The sequence below is a fragment of the Bradyrhizobium sp. TM239 genome, from assembly GCF_036247985.1.
Lineage (GTDB): Bacteria > Pseudomonadota > Alphaproteobacteria > Rhizobiales > Xanthobacteraceae > Bradyrhizobium > Bradyrhizobium ottawaense.
The window spans coordinates 359,368-377,892 of sequence record NZ_BTIR01000008.1; the positions used below are offsets into that span (position 1 = coordinate 359,368).

General features: G+C 65.2%; 16 protein-coding genes and 1 tRNA gene. 10 read left to right on the forward strand and 7 right to left on the reverse strand.

All coding sequences use genetic code 11. The features are described from left to right. The first annotated feature begins 141 nt into the window (after positions 1 to 141). The 7 genes from AABA84_RS15455 to AABA84_RS15485 all read left to right on the forward strand — a co-directional run bounded on the left by AABA84_RS15455 (position 142) and on the right by AABA84_RS15485 (position 7,590). Entirely contained in the window at positions 142 to 510 is a 369-nt protein-coding gene (locus tag AABA84_RS15455) for a hypothetical protein (RefSeq protein WP_212253843.1), read from the forward strand. Positions 511 to 645: 135 nt separating this feature from the next. After that, positions 646 to 720, forward strand: a tRNA-Asn gene (locus tag AABA84_RS15460). 214 nt (positions 721 to 934) lie between these two features. Continuing rightward, on the forward strand, positions 935 to 1,108 hold the full coding sequence (locus tag AABA84_RS15465; RefSeq protein WP_212253844.1) for a hypothetical protein: 174 nt from the start codon (positions 935 to 937) through the stop codon (positions 1,106 to 1,108). A gap of 154 nt (positions 1,109 to 1,262) precedes the next feature. Further along, on the forward strand, positions 1,263 to 1,925 hold the full coding sequence (locus tag AABA84_RS15470; RefSeq protein ID WP_212253845.1) for a protein-L-isoaspartate O-methyltransferase family protein: 663 nt from the start codon (positions 1,263 to 1,265) through the stop codon (positions 1,923 to 1,925). A gap of 205 nt (positions 1,926 to 2,130) precedes the next feature. Continuing rightward, entirely contained in the window at positions 2,131 to 3,516 is a 1,386-nt protein-coding gene (locus tag AABA84_RS15475; RefSeq protein WP_212253858.1) for a TolC family outer membrane protein, read from the forward strand. A 303-nt stretch (positions 3,517 to 3,819) separates the two neighbouring features. Further along, positions 3,820 to 4,587 carry a PopZ family protein gene (locus tag AABA84_RS15480; RefSeq protein WP_212253846.1) on the forward strand — a complete coding sequence of 256 codons (768 nt, stop codon included), beginning with the start codon at positions 3,820 to 3,822 and terminating at the stop codon, positions 4,585 to 4,587. 126 nt (positions 4,588 to 4,713) lie between these two features. Beyond that, entirely contained in the window at positions 4,714 to 7,590 is a 2,877-nt protein-coding gene (locus AABA84_RS15485) for a valine--tRNA ligase (protein ID WP_338312436.1), read from the forward strand. A 5-nt stretch (positions 7,591 to 7,595) separates the two neighbouring features. Here the strand turns inward: AABA84_RS15485 and AABA84_RS15490 are convergent, their stop codons facing one another. Further along, positions 7,596 to 8,198: a DNA-3-methyladenine glycosylase gene (locus AABA84_RS15490; RefSeq protein WP_338312437.1), complete on the reverse strand. Its 603-nt coding sequence runs from the start codon at positions 8,196 to 8,198 to the stop codon at positions 7,596 to 7,598. A gap of 130 nt (positions 8,199 to 8,328) precedes the next feature. Between AABA84_RS15490 and lipA the strand changes: the two genes are divergently transcribed. Next, positions 8,329 to 9,285, forward strand: coding sequence for a lipoyl synthase (gene lipA / locus AABA84_RS15495; RefSeq protein WP_338312438.1), 957 nt, complete (start codon positions 8,329 to 8,331; stop codon positions 9,283 to 9,285). 18 nt (positions 9,286 to 9,303) lie between these two features. Beyond that, the gene (locus AABA84_RS15500; protein WP_212253850.1) at positions 9,304 to 9,774 is read left to right on the forward strand and encodes a type II toxin-antitoxin system RatA family toxin; all 471 of its coding nucleotides are present in this window, start codon (positions 9,304 to 9,306) and stop codon (positions 9,772 to 9,774) included. Positions 9,775 to 9,928: 154 nt separating this feature from the next. Here AABA84_RS15500 and AABA84_RS15505 read toward each other — a convergent pair whose 3' ends face one another. The 6 genes from AABA84_RS15505 to AABA84_RS15530 are packed head-to-tail and all read right to left on the reverse strand — an operon-like array spanning position 9,929 to position 15,085. Beyond that, on the reverse strand, positions 9,929 to 10,744 hold the full coding sequence (locus AABA84_RS15505) for a c-type cytochrome (protein WP_338312439.1): 816 nt from the start codon (positions 10,742 to 10,744) through the stop codon (positions 9,929 to 9,931). Beyond that, positions 10,744 to 12,366 carry a b(o/a)3-type cytochrome-c oxidase subunit 1 gene (locus AABA84_RS15510; RefSeq protein WP_338312440.1) on the reverse strand — a complete coding sequence of 541 codons (1,623 nt, stop codon included), beginning with the start codon at positions 12,364 to 12,366 and terminating at the stop codon, positions 10,744 to 10,746. The genes AABA84_RS15505 and AABA84_RS15510 overlap by 1 nt, the downstream gene beginning before the upstream one ends. After that, the gene (locus tag AABA84_RS15515) at positions 12,353 to 12,919 is read right to left on the reverse strand and encodes a cytochrome C oxidase subunit II (RefSeq protein ID WP_338312441.1); all 567 of its coding nucleotides are present in this window, start codon (positions 12,917 to 12,919) and stop codon (positions 12,353 to 12,355) included. Before AABA84_RS15515 ends, AABA84_RS15510 begins: the two co-directional genes overlap by 14 nt. After that, positions 12,916 to 13,092: a hypothetical protein gene (locus tag AABA84_RS15520; protein ID WP_212253854.1), complete on the reverse strand. Its 177-nt coding sequence runs from the start codon at positions 13,090 to 13,092 to the stop codon at positions 12,916 to 12,918. The genes AABA84_RS15515 and AABA84_RS15520 overlap by 4 nt, the downstream gene beginning before the upstream one ends. Positions 13,093 to 13,100: 8 nt before the next feature. Further along, positions 13,101 to 14,351 (reverse strand): cytochrome c, encoded by a 1,251-nt coding sequence (locus AABA84_RS15525; RefSeq protein ID WP_212253855.1) that lies wholly within the window; start codon positions 14,349 to 14,351, stop codon positions 13,101 to 13,103. A gap of 11 nt (positions 14,352 to 14,362) precedes the next feature. Then, complete coding sequence (locus AABA84_RS15530; RefSeq protein ID WP_338312442.1) at positions 14,363 to 15,085, reverse strand: c-type cytochrome; 723 nt, start codon at positions 15,083 to 15,085, stop codon at positions 14,363 to 14,365. Between the two features lie 1,046 nt (positions 15,086 to 16,131). On the opposite strand from AABA84_RS15530, the gene AABA84_RS15535 reads away from it, so the two are divergent. After that, the gene (locus tag AABA84_RS15535) at positions 16,132 to 18,507 is read left to right on the forward strand and encodes a TonB-dependent receptor family protein (RefSeq protein ID WP_338312443.1); all 2,376 of its coding nucleotides are present in this window, start codon (positions 16,132 to 16,134) and stop codon (positions 18,505 to 18,507) included. Positions 18,508 to 18,525: the final 18 nt, after the last annotated feature.

Sequence of the window (18,525 nt, forward strand, 5' to 3'; positions counted from 1 at the left end):
CGTGCCGGAGTGCCGATCGATCGTCTTGAACCTTTCGATCGCACTCCGGACGAATCTTCCTGAGGCAACGCCATTGGTTGCCGCGGCGCCTGCGCCGATCGACGCCAGGTGCCGAAGCCTGTTTCGATCGGGGAATTTCATATGAAATATTTTCTGTCTGGACTGATCGCGATCGGCCTTTCGATCGCCGCCATGCCGTCGTTCGCGGCCGATGCCCGCAACGTCACCGTCGTCAACGAGACCGGCTATGCCATCAGATTCCTGGGCTTCAACGCGCCGGACGATGGCCTGGACGAATGGGACAATGAGCTCGACAAGGTTTTGCAGAACCAGGCCAGCACCTATGTCGAGTTCGACGAAGACGACGATGGCTGCGTCTGGAACATCCGCGTCGACTGGCAGAACTACGACGAAGCCGTGCTCTGGAAGAACGTCAACCTCTGCAAGATGACCGCGCTTCGGCTGCGCTACGATCCCGGCACCAAGACCACCTCGTTCCTCGCGGAATAGCCTTTGGCGACATGGCCGGAGGAGGGGTCGTCCCAGCCTTCCTCCGGCGCGCCTGCGGATGATGACGAATTCGTCCTTTGCAAGCGCAAGCGGCTTTGTTATACGCAGCCGCGCGCGAACGACTGGTTCGCCTTTTCCTCGGTAGCTCAGCGGTAGAGCATCCGACTGTTAATCGGATGGTCGCTGGTTCGAATCCAGCCCGGGGAGCCAAATCCTGCCGCAAATTCAATGGTTTATGGTTGCGCCCTCATGTGGCGCGCGACGTCGTTGCTTTGCTCTCTGAGCCGCGCATCCATAAATTCTCGCCCGGAATCATCCTCAAGCAGATGTGTGCATGGGCGCCGTCACGCCATGCGGGTGGCGCCAAATCGACTCAATTGAAATCGAGCCTTGGGTTTGCCGGATCTCAACGGAGCTGATTCCCATGCCAGACATCCAGGTCGACCATATGGCCCCCTCGATTCTGCCGGCCGACGTTCCCGAACTCAGCGACGACGAATGCCTCGCCTGTCTGGCGCGTGCGGTCGAGACGCCCGATTCGGCTCGGCTGGACGAGGTCGCCGCTCTGATCGGTCGCCTAGCGGTGGCCATCGAATAATCCCCTCCGGCCCTGAAGCGGTAAGATGCGGAAGCCTTGAAGATGCGGAAGCCTTGGCCCCGCAGGCGAACGGCCGTGTTGCGTTTTGGCCGTGCATGCTCCAAAGATGCCGCGAATTTCGTCCGCGGCATCGTCCGCCTTGCAGGGTCCGCAAATGTCCGGTTTCTCGACCGCGCGCCTCAAAATGGTCGATGGCCAGGTGCGCACCAATGACGTCACCGACCGTCGTGTTCTCGATGCCATGCTCACGGTTCCGCGCGAGGCTTTCGTGCCGGCCGACCGGCAGGCGTTGGCCTATCTCGATCTTGACCTCGACGTGAGCGAAGGCGCCGCCAAGCGGTTCCTGATCAAGCCGCAGCTGACCGGCAAGCTGCTCCAGGCCGCCGAAATCGGCGAGGGCGACAACGTGCTGGTGGTCGGGTGCGCCACGGGCTACCTCGCGGCTCTGGCCGCCAAGCTCGCGCAGCAGGTTACCGCGACCGAATGCGACCCGGCTTTGGCCGCGAAGGCCAAGCCCGCCCTGGCCGCCCTGAACCTTGCCAATGTGACCTGCAAGGCCGCCGCCTGCGCCGAGGGCGATCCTTCGGCCGCTCCCTTTGACGTGATCATCCTCAATGGCGCGACCGAGGTGACGCCGGAAGCGCTGCTCGGGCAGCTGAAGGAGGGCGGGCGTCTGGTGGGGGTGTCCGCCGAATCGAGGCCGCCGCGTGCCATAATCATGACCCAGACCCATGGTGAATTCGGCCATCGGGCGCTGTTCGACGCTGCTGCCCCGGTCCTTCCCGGGCTGGCGCGGGCTGCCGCCTTCGTGTTCTGACGGCCCAGAACCCGATAAAATCCCGTTCTGAATCAGAAGTGTGGCCGGGATGCTGCACGTGAAGAGTTTCCACCGAGAACTACCCTCAGGTAGTTCCGTCGCGCTTGACCGCGTCTTATGTTGCGGCGGGGCGATGACTCCACTCGTAGACGGTAACCCAGCTCGCGGGCACGAGCCGGGCGTTAGAATGAACGGAATTTTTGGGATGCATGGGGTGAAGCTCTTCACCGGCGCTGCGGTTTCGGTCCTGCTGCTGGCGCTTGCCGGGCCGACGCCTGCCTTGGCGGACACGATCGAAGCCGCGCTGGTGCGCGCCTATCAGAACAATCCGCAACTCAACGCACAGCGTGCCCAGGTGCGTTCGACGGACGAAAACGTGCCTCAGGCGCTGTCGGGATATCGCCCGAAGGTCAATCTGACCGCCAGCGGTGGTTACCAGTACTCGGACTTCAAGAGCGGCAGCAATGACCCTCCCGTCAATGGCAGGAGCCTGCCGCGCAGTGCGAGTCTGACTGCTTCCCAGACGCTCTACAACGGTAACCAGACTGCCAACAGGACGCGTGCCGCCGAGAGTCAGGTGTCCGGCTCTCGCGAAGCGCTGCGCAGTCTCGATCAAAGCGTGCTGCTCCAGGCCGCCACGACCTACATGGATTATCTGCGCGACTCGGCGACGCTCGAAGTCCAGCGCAGCAACGTGCGGGTGCTCGAGCAGACGCTCAAGCAGACCCGTGACCGTTTCAATGTCGGCGAAGTCACACGTACCGACGTTGCACAGTCGGAAGCACAGCTGGCGGCCGGCAGGACGCAGGCCCTCACCGCGGAAGCAAATCTCACCACGACGCGCGCGAACTTCCGCCGCATCATCGGCAACGAGCCGACGAACCTGGCGCCCGGTTCGCCGGTCGATCGTTTCCTGCCTGCGACGCTCGCCGCCGCAGTCGAGCTCGGGCTCGTCGAGCATCCTAACGTCACGGCCGCAATGTTCGGCATCGACGTCAACTTCTTGCAGGTCAAGGTCGCCGAGGGCGCTCTGCTGCCGACGGTCTCCCTCCAGGCGGCGGTGACCCAGTCGTACGAGCAGTCTTTGATTCAGTACCGCTCGTTCAACGCATCCGCGATCGCGCAGGTCTCGGTGCCGATCTATCAGGGTGGCAGCGAGTATTCGCTGATCCGCCAATCCAAGGAAAATCTGGCGCAGCAGCGTCTCAACCTCGAAACGACTCGCGATCAGACGCGCGCGACCGTCGTACAGTGGTGGGGGTCGTTGCAGGCCGGCAAGGCGCAGGTGCAGTCCGCACAGGCGCAGGTGACGGCGTCCGAGATCGCGCTGAACGGCGTGCGAGAAGAGGCCAAGGCCGGTCAGCGCACCACGCTCGACGTGCTCAACGCGCAGCAGGCGCTGGTCAATGCGCGCGTCGCGCTGGTGACCGCGCAGCATGACCGCGTCGTCGCATCCTACAACGTTCTCTCCGCCGTTGGTCGTCTGGCGCCGCAGGTCCTCGGCCTTGCGACCACGGTTTACGATCCCAGCGTTCACTACCATCAGGTCCGCGACAGCTGGGCCGGCGTGCGTACGCCTGACGGGCGCTGATTCCCGTACTCGTCCGGTCGGCCTCGTGAATTGCCGAGGCCGACCGGCGCTTTGCTTGCAATCATCAAAATCCCTGACATAGCCTTGCCAAGACGATGCGGGTCGATTCGCCTCGCATTGATGCCGTGTGCGTAAAGCTTGAGTGCCGGGGGCAGGGGCGCACCGCCGCACGTTGAGCCGTGATCTGGGGACAAGTCGGGCTGCCGCGACGAAAATGTCGGGCCGCCCATCCGGAACCGGCCAATCCTGCCGTGCTTGGTGTAAAACAACGCATGCGAGGGCGTTGATGATGTGGAGTCGGAGATGACGCAGCCTGCAAAGGTCACAGAACCCTCGATGGAGGAGATTCTGGCCTCGATCCGGCGCATCATTGCCGACGATGAGGCCAAGCCGCCGCCGGCTGAGGCTGCAAAGCCGGCGCCAGCTGCCGCGGCGCCCGCACCCAAGCCGCAGGCGATGAACGACGTTCCGCCCTCCAAGGTTGCCTCTGCCAAGCCTGCCGCTGAAAAGCCCGCGCCGCCCCCTGCCGCAAAGCCAGCACCGGCCCCACCGCCTGCACCTGCGGCGGATGCATCCAATAACCAGGACGATATCGACGCGCTGCTGGCGGGGCTCGATGCGGCCACACCTGCGCCGGAGGTCCGCGAGCCTGAGCCGGAGCCCGAGCCTGAGCCCGACGTGCTCGAATTGACCGACGACATGGCGATGGATCCGACACCGCCTCCGCCGCCGCCGAGCTTCCGCAAGGTCGAGCCGCGTGACGATCTCGAATTCGCCGAATCGCCGCCGCCGCGTCCGACGCCGCCACCGTCCTATGCGCCGGTGGACTTCGACGCCCCGCCATTGCCGCCGCAACAGCCGATGCTAGCGCAAACCACGGTCTCGGCGGTCGAATCCGCCTTCAACTCGCTGGCCCATACGGTGCTCAGCAGCAACGCGCGGACGCTGGAGGACCTGGTCAAGGAGATGCTGCGTCCGATGCTGAAGTCCTGGCTCGACGACAACCTGCCTGGCATGGTTGAACGCATCGTGAAGGCCGAAATCGAGCGGGTCTCGCGCGGCGGCCGCTGAGACTGCCCTGCGGCCCCGATAAAGCCCTGCTCCTGTGGCATATTCGGTCTGCGGACCGGGCAGGAAAGCCTTTGCCGCTGAGCTTCCCGTTGACTTGACCCGCACACGCGGCTTTCTAACAGCCCCATGATCGAGAAAAATTACCAGCCCGCCGATATCGAAGCCCGCATGTCCGTGGTGTGGGAGGACAGCCTTGCCTTCAAGGCCGGCCGCCCCGACCGCCGCGACGCCGTGCCGTTTACCATCGTGATCCCGCCGCCGAACGTGACGGGCTCGCTGCACATGGGCCACGCCCTCAACAACACGCTCCAGGACATTTTGTGCCGGTTCGAGCGCATGCGCGGCCGCGACGTGCTGTGGCAGCCCGGCACCGACCATGCCGGCATCGCGACCCAGATGGTGGTCGAGCGGCAGCTGATGGAACGCCAGCAGCCCGGCCGCCGCGAGATGGGCCGCGAGAAGTTTCTGGAGCGGGTCTGGCAGTGGAAGGCCGAGAGCGGCGACACCATCATCAACCAGCTCAAGCGGCTCGGCGCGTCCTGCGATTGGTCGCGCGAACGCTTCACCATGGACGAGGGTCTGTCGAAGGCCGTCATCAAGGTGTTCGTCGAGCTGCACCGCGACGGCCTGATCTACAAGGACAAGCGGCTGGTGAATTGGGACACCAAGCTGCTGACCGCGATCTCCGATCTCGAAGTGCAGCAGACCGAGGTCAAGGGCCACCTCTGGTATCTGCGCTATCCGATCGAGGGCAAGACGTTCAATCCCGAGGATCCCTCGAGCTTCATCGTCGTCGCCACCACGCGCCCCGAGACCATGCTGGGCGATACCGGCGTTGCCGTGCATCCCGAGGACGAGCGCTATCTGAAGCTGGTCGGCAAGAACGTGATCCTGCCGCTGGTGGGCCGCAAGATCGCGATCGTCGCCGACGATTATTCCGATCCCGAGAAGGGCTCGGGCGCGGTCAAGATCACGCCGGCGCACGACTTCAACGACTTCGAGGTCGGCAATCGCCACGGCCTGCGCCGGATCAGCGTGATCGACAGGGAAGGCTGTCTCGATCTCGTCGACAACGAGGACTATCTGCGCGATCTGCCGGAAGGCGCCGCGCAATTCGCCGAGGAATTCCACAAGGTCGACCGCTTCGCCGCGCGCAAGCGCATCGTCGAGCGGCTGGAATCGTTCGGCTTCGTCGAGCGGATCGAGCCGCACACCCACATGGTCCCGCATGGCGATCGCTCGAACAGCGTGATCGAGCCGTATTTGACCGACCAATGGTACGTCGACGCCAAGACCCTCGCTAAACCCGCGATCGCGGCGGTGCGGTCGGGTGAAACGTCGTTCGTGCCGAAAAATTGGGAAAAGACCTATTTCGAGTGGATGGAGAACATCCAGCCCTGGTGTATCTCGCGCCAGCTCTGGTGGGGCCATCAGATCCCGGCCTGGTACGGACCCGATGGCAAGGTGTTCGTCGCCGAGACCGAGGAAGAGGCAATCAGCCACGCGCTCGGCTACTACGTCGAGCAGGAGGTCATCACGGCCGAGCAAGGCCGCGAGATGGCGCTCGACCGCAACAAGCGCGAGGGCTTCATCACGCGCGACGAGGACGTGCTCGACACCTGGTTCTCCTCGGCGCTGTGGCCGTTCTCGACGCTCGGCTGGCCCGAGGACGCCCCCGAGGTGCAGCGCTACTACCCGACCAATGCGCTGGTGACCGGCTTCGACATCATCTTCTTCTGGGTCGCCCGCATGATGATGATGGGCCTGCACTTCATGAAGGAGGTGCCGTTCTCGACCATCTACATCCACGCCCTCGTCCGCGACGAGAAGGGCGCCAAGATGTCGAAGTCGAAGGGCAACGTCATCGATCCGCTCAACCTGATCGACGAATATGGCGCGGACGCGCTGCGCTTCACGCTGGCCGCGATGGCGGCGCAGGGCCGCGACATCAAGCTCGCCACCAGCCGCGTCGAGGGCTACCGCAATTTCGCGACCAAGCTCTGGAATGCGTCGCGGTTCGCCGAGATGAACCATTGCGCCGTGCCCGAGGGTTTCGAGCCGGCGAAGGCCAAGGAGACGCTGAACCGCTGGATCGCGCATGAGAGCGCGCACACCACGCGTGAGGTGACCGAGGCCATCGAAGCCTATCGCTTCAACGATGCGGCAGGCAGCATCTACCGCTTCGTCTGGAACGTCTATTGCGACTGGTATGTCGAGCTCGCAAAACCCGTGCTGCTCGGCCCGGACAGCCCGGCCAAGGACGAGACCCGCGCCATGGTCGCCTGGGCGCGCGATGAGATCCTGAAGCTGCTGCACCCCTTCATGCCCTTCATCACCGAGGAGCTGTGGGAGGTGACGGCCAAGCGCGATGGTCTGCTCGCATTGGCGCAATGGCCGCTGAAGCCGGCCGAGCCGACGCCGGAGCAGCTCGCAATCCTCGCTGCAGCGGCCGGGCCGACCGACCCCCTGGTGTCGCCAATGCTGGTCATGCCGATCTTCGACCACGCCGACTTCACCGATCCCAAGGCGGAAGCCGAGATCGGCTGGGTGATCGACCTGATCACGCAGATTCGTTCGGTGCGTGCCGAGATGAACATTCCGCCGGCAACGCTGACGGCGCTGGTGCTCGTCGGCGCTTCCGCCGAGACCGGGGAGCGCGTGCCGCGCTGGACCGACGTCATCAAGCGCATGGCGCGGCTGTCGGACATCTCCTTCGCCGACCGCGCGCCTGACGGAGCGGTTCAGCTGCTCGTCCGCGGCGAGGTGGCCGCGCTGCCGCTCAAGGGCGTGATCGACGTCGCTGCCGAGCGCACGCGTCTCGACAAGGAGATCGGCAAGGCCGACGCCGACATCAAGCGCGCCGAGTCCAAGCTCGCGAACGAGAAATTCGTCGCCAACGCGGCCGAGGAGGTCGTCGAGGAGGAGCGCGAAAAGCGCGAGGCCGCGCTGGCGCGCAAGGCCAAGCTGCTCGAGGCGCTGGAGCGGCTGAAGCAGGCGTCCTGAGGACGCTATTTCGGAAACGGCTTGCTCAGAAACTTCGAGCCCCTGACGCCATAGCGCCAGGGCAGCTCGACGGCCTTGGTGATGCCGATCCGGATGCCGGCCACCACCTCCAAATCCTCGGTCCGTGCATGCAGTGCGATCGGCGCGCGGTCCAGCGGCAGGGCGTTGTGCGCGATGGTGATGCCGAGCGCCTCGGTCAGCTTGCCCGGACCCGAGCACAGCGCGTGCACATCCTGGAGGTGGCGGCGGCGACGCATGGTGGCGATCCCGTGCGTCGGCTCCAACGCGCGGATCAGCACGGCGCTGGCCGAGCCTTCCTCCTCGCAGACGAAGTTGACGCACCAGTGGATGCCGTAGGAGCGATAGACATAGGCAAAGCCGGGCGGGCCGAACATCACCTGGTTCCGCGGCGTCGGACCGTTGTAGGAGTGCGCCGCCGGCTCGGTATGATGATAGGCCTCGACCTCGACGATGAGGCCGCCGACGCCGTCGACCAGCATGGTGGCACCGATCAGGTCCTGGGCGACCTCGCGGACGTCGCGGTTGAAAAAGGCCCGCTTCAGAGCCTTGCCTAGCCGCGGTGTGGAAGTCTTCGATACTGGAGCCATTCGAGGTGAGAATCGCCTGAGAACAGAGCAGGATATTGCCCATATCTGCCATGTTCCCTGAAGCGGCGCGAGCCGGGTTGCGATGCGTGGCGAGACCGACTAGGTAGGACCTGAACAGACCGGACACCCCATGGTCGTTATTGTCGATACCATCACGAACCCACTGCGCCCGCGCCACCCCGAAAAGGTGAATCGCCCTGACTCCGCTTCGCCGCCGAAGCCGGACTGGATCCGCGTGCGCGCGCCCAATACCCGCGGCTATGGCGAGACCCGCAACATCGTGCGGTCCAATGGCCTGCACACGGTGTGCGAGGAAGCGGGCTGCCCGAACATCGGCGAGTGCTGGGACAAAAAGCACGCCACCTTCATGATCATGGGTGACACCTGCACCCGTGCCTGCGCCTTCTGCAACGTCAAGACCGGCCTGCCGAATGCGCTGGATGCGGCCGAGCCGCAGCATGTGGCGGAGGCCACCGCCAAGCTGGGCCTCGCCCATGTCGTCATCACCTCTGTCGATCGCGATGATCTCGCTGACGGCGGCGCCGAGCACTTTGCCCAGACCATCCGCGCGATCCGGGCCGCGTGCCCCTCGACCACGATCGAGATCCTGACGCCGGACTTCCTGCGCAAGGAGGGGGCGCTCGAAATCGTCGCTGCCGCCAAGCCCGACGTCTTCAACCACAATCTCGAGACCGTGCCGTCGCGCTATCTCACGGTGCGGCCCGGCGCGCGCTATTTCCATTCGATCCGGCTGTTGCAGCGGGTCAAGGAGCTCGATCCCACCATCTTCACCAAGTCCGGCATCATGGTCGGCCTCGGCGAGGAGCGCCACGAGGTGCAGCAGGTGATGGACGACCTGCGCTCGGCCGAGGTCGATTTCCTGACCATCGGCCAGTATCTGCAGCCGACCCGCAAGCACCAGGCGGTGATGCGCTACGTGCCGCCGGACGAGTTCGCCTCCTATGAGAAGATCGCCTACACCAAGGGCTTCCTGATGGTGTCGGCGAGCCCGCTCACCCGCTCGTCGCATCATGCCGGCGAGGATTTTGCGAGACTGAGGGCCGCGCGGGCCGCAACCGCCCGCTGAACCGCCATCTGAGCCACCATGCCCAAATTTTCGAGCAAGCGCCGTGTCAATCACAGCGCCTCCGAGATGTTCGATCTGGTCGCCGACGTCGAGCGCTACCCGGAATTCGTGCCGCTGTGCAGCGCGCTGAAGGTGCGCCAGCGCATGGCCAAGCCTGATGGCACCGAGGTGCTGGTCGCCGACATGACGGTGTCGTTCAAGCTGGTCAAGGAATCCTTCACCAGCCGCGTGACGCTCGATCGCGCCAATCAGAAGATCCTGGTCGAATATCTGCAAGGTCCTTTCAGCAACCTGGAAAACCGTTGGACGTTCGAGCCCAAAGGTGAGGGCGTCTGCGACGTCGGTTTCTTCCTGTCCTACGAATTCAAGAGCCGCATGCTGGCGCTGCTGATGGGCTCGATGTTCGACGCCGCGTTCGCGCGGTTTTCGAGTGCGTTCGAAAAGCGCGCGGATGCGATCTACGGCCGGCCGAAGCTGGCGTCGTCGTAGATAACTCTCGTGTCCCGGACGCGCTGCAACGCCCTCAGCGTTGCTGCGCAGAGCCGGGACCCACGCCGCCCGAACGCCTCGGAGAGATGGGCCCCGGCTCTGCAGCGCACCGCTGAAGCAGCGCTGCGCTGCGTCCGGGGCACGAGAGCCATCCTCAATCCACCGCCTTCACCACATCCGGCGGCTGCGAGGCGTAATACGCCGCGGCCTGCTCGATCTCCTGCGGCGTCATTGCGCGGGCGATGTTGCGCATCTGCTGGCTGATGTCGTTGCGCCGTTCACCTGAGGCGAAGGCGTGGAGCTGCGCCTTCATGTAGGCTTCGGACTGTCCCTCCAGCCACGGGCTGCCGGTCTTGTTGTCGAGGCTGCCATGGCAGGAGCCGCAGGGCGCGATGCCGCGCATCGGCGCGCCATAGATCACGATGTTCGGCTTGGGCAGCTGCGGCGTCGGATGATAGGCCGGAAGCCGCGGCAGATAGGCGTAATAGTTGGAGAGATCGGCGATCTCCTGGTCGGTCAGGTTGACCGCGAACGGCGACATCACGGCATTGGTGCGCGCACCCGAGCGGAAATCGTGCAGCTCCTTGTAGATCACGGCGGCATACTGGCCGGCGAGATTGGGCGAGTCCGCGCGGCTGACGCCGGTCGGGCCATGACAGATCGCGCAACGCTGCGCCAGCGTCGCGCCACGACCGATGGCTTCCTGGCTCGGGCGCGACAGCGTGTTCGAGGTGAGCACGACCTCGGACAGGCGTTTTGCCTGCTCGGGCGCCGTGACGCTGGCCGCGCGCTGCGGCACCCCGGCGGCGCTGCAGATTGCGTCCCAGACGCTGGCGAACTGGACCCAGGGCTGTGCGAAAGGCAGCACGATGAAGCCGGCAATCGCGGTGACGACGAGGATCGCGGCGGTGATGCCGACGCCAGTCCTGAAATGGCTGTTGCGGAAGGTAAAGAGGTCGCGCGTGCTCATCACTGCGCTCCCACATAGACGGCCGGCACCGAGGTGCCCGAACTCAGCGCCAGATTCAGGATCGGATAGCCGTAATTGGTGAGGGTGAGGCCGATCATCAGCGCCACCCATAGCGCGTGGGTGTTGAGTGCGACCGGCACCGTCTTTGGTTCATGTACGGCGAGTGCGAAGCGATAGGGCCCGGCGTCGATTTGAGGCGCGCGCATGCCACGCGCCAGGATGACGATGAACATGATGCCCGAGGCCAGCAGGATGAAGCCGCCGATCGCCGAGAGGGTGACGGAGAGCGCCTGCGGCGCGATCGCGGGATCGCCGAAGTCGAAATAGGCCATGCGGCGCGGCATCCCCAAAATGCCGACCCAGTGCCACGGGAAGGTCGTCACGATCATGCCGATGAACCACAGCCAGAGCTGGGTGCGGATCAGGCGGATATCGATCAGCTCGCGCCCGGTCAGATGCGGCCAGAGATCATAAGCGATCGCGAAATACATGATCACGATGGCTCCGCCGAAGATCAGGTGGAAATGGCCGGTGATCCACTGCGTGTTGTGGATCGAGGCATCGAGCTGATAGCTCATGTTGATCAGGCCGCCGGCGCCGCCGAAGCCGAGCATGACGAAGGAGAACGCCAGCGCCAGCATCATCGGATTGTCCCAGGGCAGGGCCCCGATCCAGCCGAACATGCCGCGGCCGCCGCGCAGCCGCGCCGCGATCTCGACCGAGGCGCAGATCGTGAACACAGTCAGCAGCGTCGGCAGCGCGACCAGCGCCGTGAAGGCGGAATGGATGAACTTGAAGCCGGCACCGACCTGCGGATCGGCAAAGGTGTGGTGCATGCCGATCGGCATCGCCACCACCAGGAACAGGATGAAGGAGATCCGCGCCATCGAGTCGGAATAGACGCGGCCGCCGATCGCGCGCGGCACGATGGCGTAATAGGCGATGTAGGTCGGCATCAGCCAGAAATAGACGATGGCGTGCAGCGTCCAGGAGAAGAAGATGCGGGCAAGGCCGGCATCGATGGTGGACTTCAGGCCTGCCGCAACCGGAATGATCTGGAGCAGCAGCTCGAGCGCGGCGCCGACGGCGGTCCAGGCCCACAAATACGACCCTGCGACATTGGCGAACATGGCGAGCGGCACCGGCGCGCCGGGATTGGCCTTGCGCCAGACGCGCAAGTTAATCGACATCAGCGCGACCCAGATCCACGAGCCGACCACCACCAGGACGACGCCGAGGTAGTAGAAGACGTTGCCGATCAGCGGTGGATAGAAGGTGTAGAGCACCGAGGCACGCCCCATTGCGATCGGGATCACCGCCATGATGCTGCCGATCACGATCAACCAGAACCCGGCCCAGGCCCAGCGCACGCCGACCAGGCGCTGCTGCAGCGCGGACTCACTGATGGCGTAGCCGAATCCCATCGCGACCAGCGTCGGGAAGACGTAGCCCATCACTGTGCCGTGGGCGGTCAGCGAGCGGTAATAGAGCTCGGGGTTGGAGAGCCAGGTGCCGATCGGGCTGCGGATGAACATCTGCCAGGCGCCGAGCGTGAGCGCGATGCCGAATACGGCGAAGGCCAGCCAGAAATGGGCGAGGATGAGCTTCCTATTGATCAACACAGCTCAGCCTCCCGCCACCCTTCGCGCGACCCGCGAATTCGGTCTTGTCGATCACCTTGACCTTGCCCCACATGCCTTCGTGGCCAAAGCTGCAAAACTCCTGGCAGGGCATCAGATAGTCGCCGGTTTTCGTGAAGCGCATCAGCTGCTCGGAGATGTAGCCCGGCACCAGCATGGTGTTGACATTGGTGCCCTGGATCAGGATGCCGTGGACGACGTCGGCACTGGTGGCGCGCATCGTGATCGGCGTATCCACGGGCACCACGATGCAGGCCGGCGTGAAGGAATATTGCTGGCCGATCGCGCGCACGGTCACATTGCCATTGGCCTCCAGCACGCTGCCGAGATTGCTCTCGACGAATTCGCCGGACAGATGCAGGCGCGAGGGATCGGTGGTCTCGACGCGCGGCTGCGGCATGGTCGCGCGGTGGATGCCGGCAAAAGCCGCCAGCAGCGCCATCATCACGATGATGATCACGGCAATGGCGGCCCAGCGCCGCTCGACGCGGGCGGCGACCTCGGCGCTGGCGTGATGAGTTTCCTCTGCGCTCATTGCAGCGATCCGCGGGGCAGGAAGACGAACAGATAGAAGGCGAGCCACATCGCGACCACGCAGGCGGTAGCGATGCCGGCGACCACGATCGCGCCGGACGGACCTTGCGCGACGACCTCCTCGACGGCCTGGTCGGCGCTAGCGGGGCTGGTCGGCGGATCGGAATTGATCATGACGTCTCTCAGTTCAGCGGTGCGGAGCGCAGCTCGTTGGCCTCGCGCGCCGAGACCGGCGTGCCGCGATTGCCCCAGGCGGTGCGGATGTAGGAGACGACGGCGGCGATTTCGTTGTCGGACAACAGACCGGCGAAGGGTGGCATGCCGTAGGGCATCGGATTGCCCTTGGTGCCCGGCGGATAGCCGCCATTGAGCACCATGCGGATCGGGTTGACCGCCGACTGCATCTCGATCGACTGGTTGTTGGCGAGCGGGGGCCAGTGCGGCGGCTTGCCTTCGCCCTGCGTGCCATGACAGCTCGCGCACTGCTTGTCGTAAACGGTCTTGCCGAGGCTGATCAGCAGGCTGCTCTCGGTGGTCGACAGCGTCGAGCTTGCCGGCGGCGGAGGCGAGGGCTCCGCGATGCTCTTGAGGTACACCGCCATCGCCTTGGTGTCCTCGTCGTTGAGATATTGCAGGCTGTTGTGCACGACCTCGGCCATCGGGCCGTAGACCACGCCGCGCATGGAGACGCCGGTCTGGAGCAGGTCGGTGATGTCCTTGATGCTCCAGTCGCCGAGGCCGGCCTCGCGATTGGACGTCAGCGAGGGCGCGTACCAGTTCTGCATCGGGATCAGGCCGCCCTTGAAGGCGTCCGATTGCGAGGTGCCGCCGAGCGCGTTGATCGGCGAATGGCACATGCCGCAATGGCCGAGGCCCTCGACCAGATAGGCGCCGCGATTCCATTCCGCCGATTTCTTCGGATCGGGCTTGAACTCGCCCTCGCTGAAGAAAAGCGTGCGCCATCCCAGGATGAGCTGACGGTTGTCGTAGGGGAAGCGCAGTTCATGCGGCTTGTTCTTCTGGCTCACCGGGGGAATCGAGCGCAAATACGCGAAGATCGCGTCGCTGTCGGCGCGCGTCACCTTGGTGTAGGACGCGAACGGCATCGCCGGATAGATCAACCCGCCGTCCGGGAAGCGTCCGCTGTGCATGGTCTTGTAGAAATCGTCCGCGCTCCATTTGCCGATGCCGGTGTCGGGATCAGGCGTGATGTTGGAGGTGTAGAGCGTGCCGAACGGCGTCGGCATGGCGCGGCCGCCGGCGAACAGGCGGCCTTCCGGCGCGGTGTGGCACGCCGTGCAGTCGCCGGCACGAGCGAGATATTCGCCGCGCGCGATGATGTCGCTGCTCTTGTCTTGAGCCTTGTCCTGCGCCTGCGCGGCCGTCGTGAACGCGGCGAGAACCAGGAGTCCGATCGACAGTTTCGAGCCCATCATCCGCCTCGTCAGTTGGGCTGGCTGCCGCAGCCGAAGGGCAGCGCGTAGGTGCCCTTCGGTACGGGGGCCGGGTTCGTTGGCGCGGGCCGCGTCGCGAGCCAGGCGGCGACCGCGGTGACGTCGGCCTCGGTCAGATGGCCTGCGACTTGCTGCATGCAGTCTGGCGATTTCGCCGTGCGGGTGCCGTAGCGCCAGGCGCCGAGCTGGGCGCTGATATAGTTGGCACGTAAGCCCAACAGGCCGGGGATGCCGGGCTGCATGCCTGCCAGCGCCGGGCCGTGACAGCTGACGCAGGCCGGAATATTGCGGCTGGCATCGCCGCTGGTGGCAAGCAACTCGCCCTGCGCCAGCACATCCTTGCTGACCTCGCTCGGCGCGGGCTGCGGCAGCGGCGGATGCTCGCCTGCAAAATACTCTGCCATCGCCTCCAGATAGGGATCAGGCAGAAACTCCAGCAGATAGTTCATGGGCGGATATTTGCGGCGGCCGCTGCGGAAGGCGAGCAGCTGATTGTAGAGATAGCCGGCGGGCTTGCCGGCAAGCCGCGGGAAATAGACGTCGCTGGTGCCTTCGCCCTTGTTGCCGTGACAGGGCGTGCAGGCCTCGACCCGCGCCGCCATCGTATCCGGCGGCTGGTTAGCCGTTTGCGCGGCCGCACCATCAATGGTGGCCAAGGTGATGGTGGCCGAGGTGACAATCACGGCGACTGAAGCCGCGGCGCGAGCGAACAATTTCGTCGCCCTCCAAAATGCTGGTCCGGTTGATTCCGGATCACAACGTAGAGCGGCATTATTGCGCCAATATTTTCTCGCGCAAGATCGGACACGAGTAATGACGTTTAGCCGCGCCGTTCGCATCTGCGATTCCGATCGAATTCGACAAATGTGCGTGCTTTTGGGAAACTGGACATAACGCCGTGGTCTCGCGACAGTTCCTGCCCGAGTCTTGCGCGATCATGTCGCCCTCTTTGTCAGAGGGCGCAGGGAAGACCGGGTGCCGGCTGGCACCCGCGGTCCACTGTGCGAAACCTGCGTGACAAGAAGCTGCACAGCGGCATACAGGTGTAGCCAGGACAACCCGGCCTTCCCTGCGCAGTGGTTTGACGGCTTATGCCGAGTTCTCCCCGGGGAGCGATGCACTATTGCCCCCGTCGCCTTGCAGATGACTGATGGGCGCACCCGGTCGGGCCGCACACATCACCACAAGACTTGACGCACAGACCCCGGGCGTCAGGACGACACGGTTTTGCCGTACGCAGATCACACCGGTCGTGTGCGCGATAGGCTGTCGCTCACGGTTGCCCGCCCTGCGATGCCTCTCGCGCCGATGTGACTAGCGTCCACCGCAGCTCACCCCACGTTTCGTGACGATCGCGATACGCCCCTCTGACCGGGGTGAGGTGGCGGGACATTGCGCCAAAGCCGAAATTCTGTAAAGGCGAATATTTTCGCCTGCGCGCCTTGCCCCACGGCTAGCGTGTTTTGCCCGTCGGGCAGCGCAACCGCTTGTAGGTGCGCAGGGTGGGTTGGGAGAAGGCGTAATCCACCATGTCTGCCGAGCAGGTGTCCCCCTTCGATCCGCACCGCGATCATGTCGCGCCATCGCGAGTTCAACGTGCTGTTCGGGCCGAAGCTGGAACGAAACTAATTCCAAGCAGCGCGCTGTTTGTCCCAGCGCAACCAGATTCCCGGTGCGCGCGGCGAGCTTCGCGCGAGATCGCGACGGCGTGCAGCGTCGCCCGCGGGAAAAAGTGGGGGCTGGAGTGGGAAGTAGGATCATGAGTCCGTCGTTGCGGCGAGGGCGTTCGCGGCGCGCATACAGGACGCAAGGCACGGTGCTGCTGTCCTGGACAGCGTCTGCCTTGCTGCTGCCGGCGCTCGCCGGAGAGGCTTGCCTGGCGCAATCGGCGGCGCCGGGCGCGGCGGTCCAGCTCGATCCTGTCGTGGTGGAGGCGCCGAAGAGCGCGGCGATATCGCGCGAGCGGGTCGCGGCGCGGCGCCGGGCCGCCGAGCCGCAACCGCGCGGCGGTGCCAACCTCGGCGAGGAGGCGGCGGGGCCTGCTGCCCCGGCCGCATCGGTGCAGGAGCGCTTCGAGGCGCTCGCGGGCGGCGTCGCGCTGGTCAGGCGCGAGGATCTGGCGCCCACCGGCAATCCGACCGTGTCACGTGCCCTCAGCGGCGTTCCCGGTGTCGTGGTGCAGAACTTCTTCGGCGGCAACGACCAGCCGCGCATTCAGATCCGCGGCTCCGGCCTGCAGCAGAATCCGGTCGAGCGCGGGCTGCTGGTGCTCCAGAACGGCATGCCCATCAACCGGGCCGACGGCTCCTACATCGTCGGCTTTGCCAACCCGCAACAGGCGGAGGCCATCGAGGTCTATCGCGGCTATATGGCCAACCGCCTCGGCGCCACCGTGCTCGGCGGCGCGCTGAATTTCGTGTCACCGACGGGATCGTCCTCGCCGGGCACGCAAGTCGCTGTCAGCGGCGGCGGCTTCGGCCAGATCAATGCCAGCGCGCAGACCGGCGGCAGGAAAGACAACGTCGATGCGCTGGTGCAGGCCGATTTCAGCCGCCGCGACGGCTTTCGCGACTACAACAGCTCCGAGCGCAGCAGTTTCAATGCCAATGTCGGCGCCGTGCTGTCCGAGAATGTCAGCACGCGCTTCTTCATCGGCTACACCGATCTCGGCTTCGACGTGGCGGGACCGTTGACCAAGAGCGCGATGCAGGCCAATCCGCGGCAGGTGTTTGCCGGCCCGACCTTCATCCCGCCGTCGACCTCGATCAATCCGGGGCCGAACGTCGTGCGCGACCGGCCGCGACGCGAGGCCGAGCAGTTCGTGGCGGGCTCGCGGACTACCGCGACGTTCGACGCGCATCTGTTCGACGTCGCGCTCGGCTATACCCACACCGACGACATGTTCCGCTTTCCGATCTCCTCAGGCGTCCGCGCCACGCGGGGCGACGATGCGACCGGCGTCTTCCGCTACGCCTACAAGCCCGACAGCGCGGCGGCGTTGCCGCTGTTGGAAACGACCGCGCAATATTCCGTGGGATCGGCGGATCGGGAGAATTTCATCAATCAGGCCGGGCAGACCGGCGCCAAGTTCGGCGAGAGCCGGCTCGATGCCACCACGCTCGCGCTGCATACCGGCCTCAATCTGCCGGTCTGGGACGGGATCACCGTGTCGCCGGCGATCGCCTATGGCTACGCCACGCGCGACAATGACGACATCTATCGGAGCGCGACGCGGCCGACGATTGCCTACAATCCGGCAAACCCGACCATGCTGCTGCCCAACGGCGCGGTGCCGACGCAGAGCTCGAGCTATGCGCGCAGCTATGCGGCGTGGAGCCCCAGCCTCGGCGTGACCTTCCGCCCCGTGCCCGGCCAAACCATCTTTGCCGCGGTCAGCCGCAGCTTCGAGCCGCCCTCGCATGACGATCTGCTCGCGACGATCAACGGGACGCCGAACAGCAGTGCCGGGCGGCCGACGCCGGGCAATCCGGGCCTCGTCGCAGCGGCGTTCGCGACGCCGGATCTGAAGGCCCAGACCGCGACCACCGTCGAAGGCGGCTGGCGCGGCCGCGCCGGCATCCTGTCGTGGGACGCTGTCAGCTACTATTCCTGGGTCGACAACGAACTCTTGAGCCTGCGCGACTCCACCGGCGCGCTGATGGCGGCCTTCAATGCCGACCGCACCACGCATCTCGGCGTCGAGCTCGGCCTTGGCGTCAGGATCACGCAGCGGCTGACCGGCCGCGTCGCCTACACCTACCAGGACTTCCGCTTCGACAACGATCCGCTGCGCGGCAACAACCGCCTCGCCGGCGCGCCGCCGCATCTGGTCAACGCGGTCCTGCAATATCAGGCGACCGACGCCTGGAAGCTGGAAGGCGTGGTGCGCTGGAGCCCGGGCCACATGCCGGTCGACAACATGAACACGCTGTTTGCCGATCCGTTCGTGGTCGCCGATCTGCGCACCGAATACCAGATCAGCGAGCGCTTCTCGGTGTTCGGCGAGATCACCAATCTGTTCAACGCGACCTATGCCGCGTCGACCCTGATCGTCGATCAGGCGCGGCCGGACCAGGCCGCGTTCATCCCCGGCGACGGACGCGGCTATTACGGCGGCATCCGGGCGCGGTTCTAACTTGCAAAGGAGACTCCC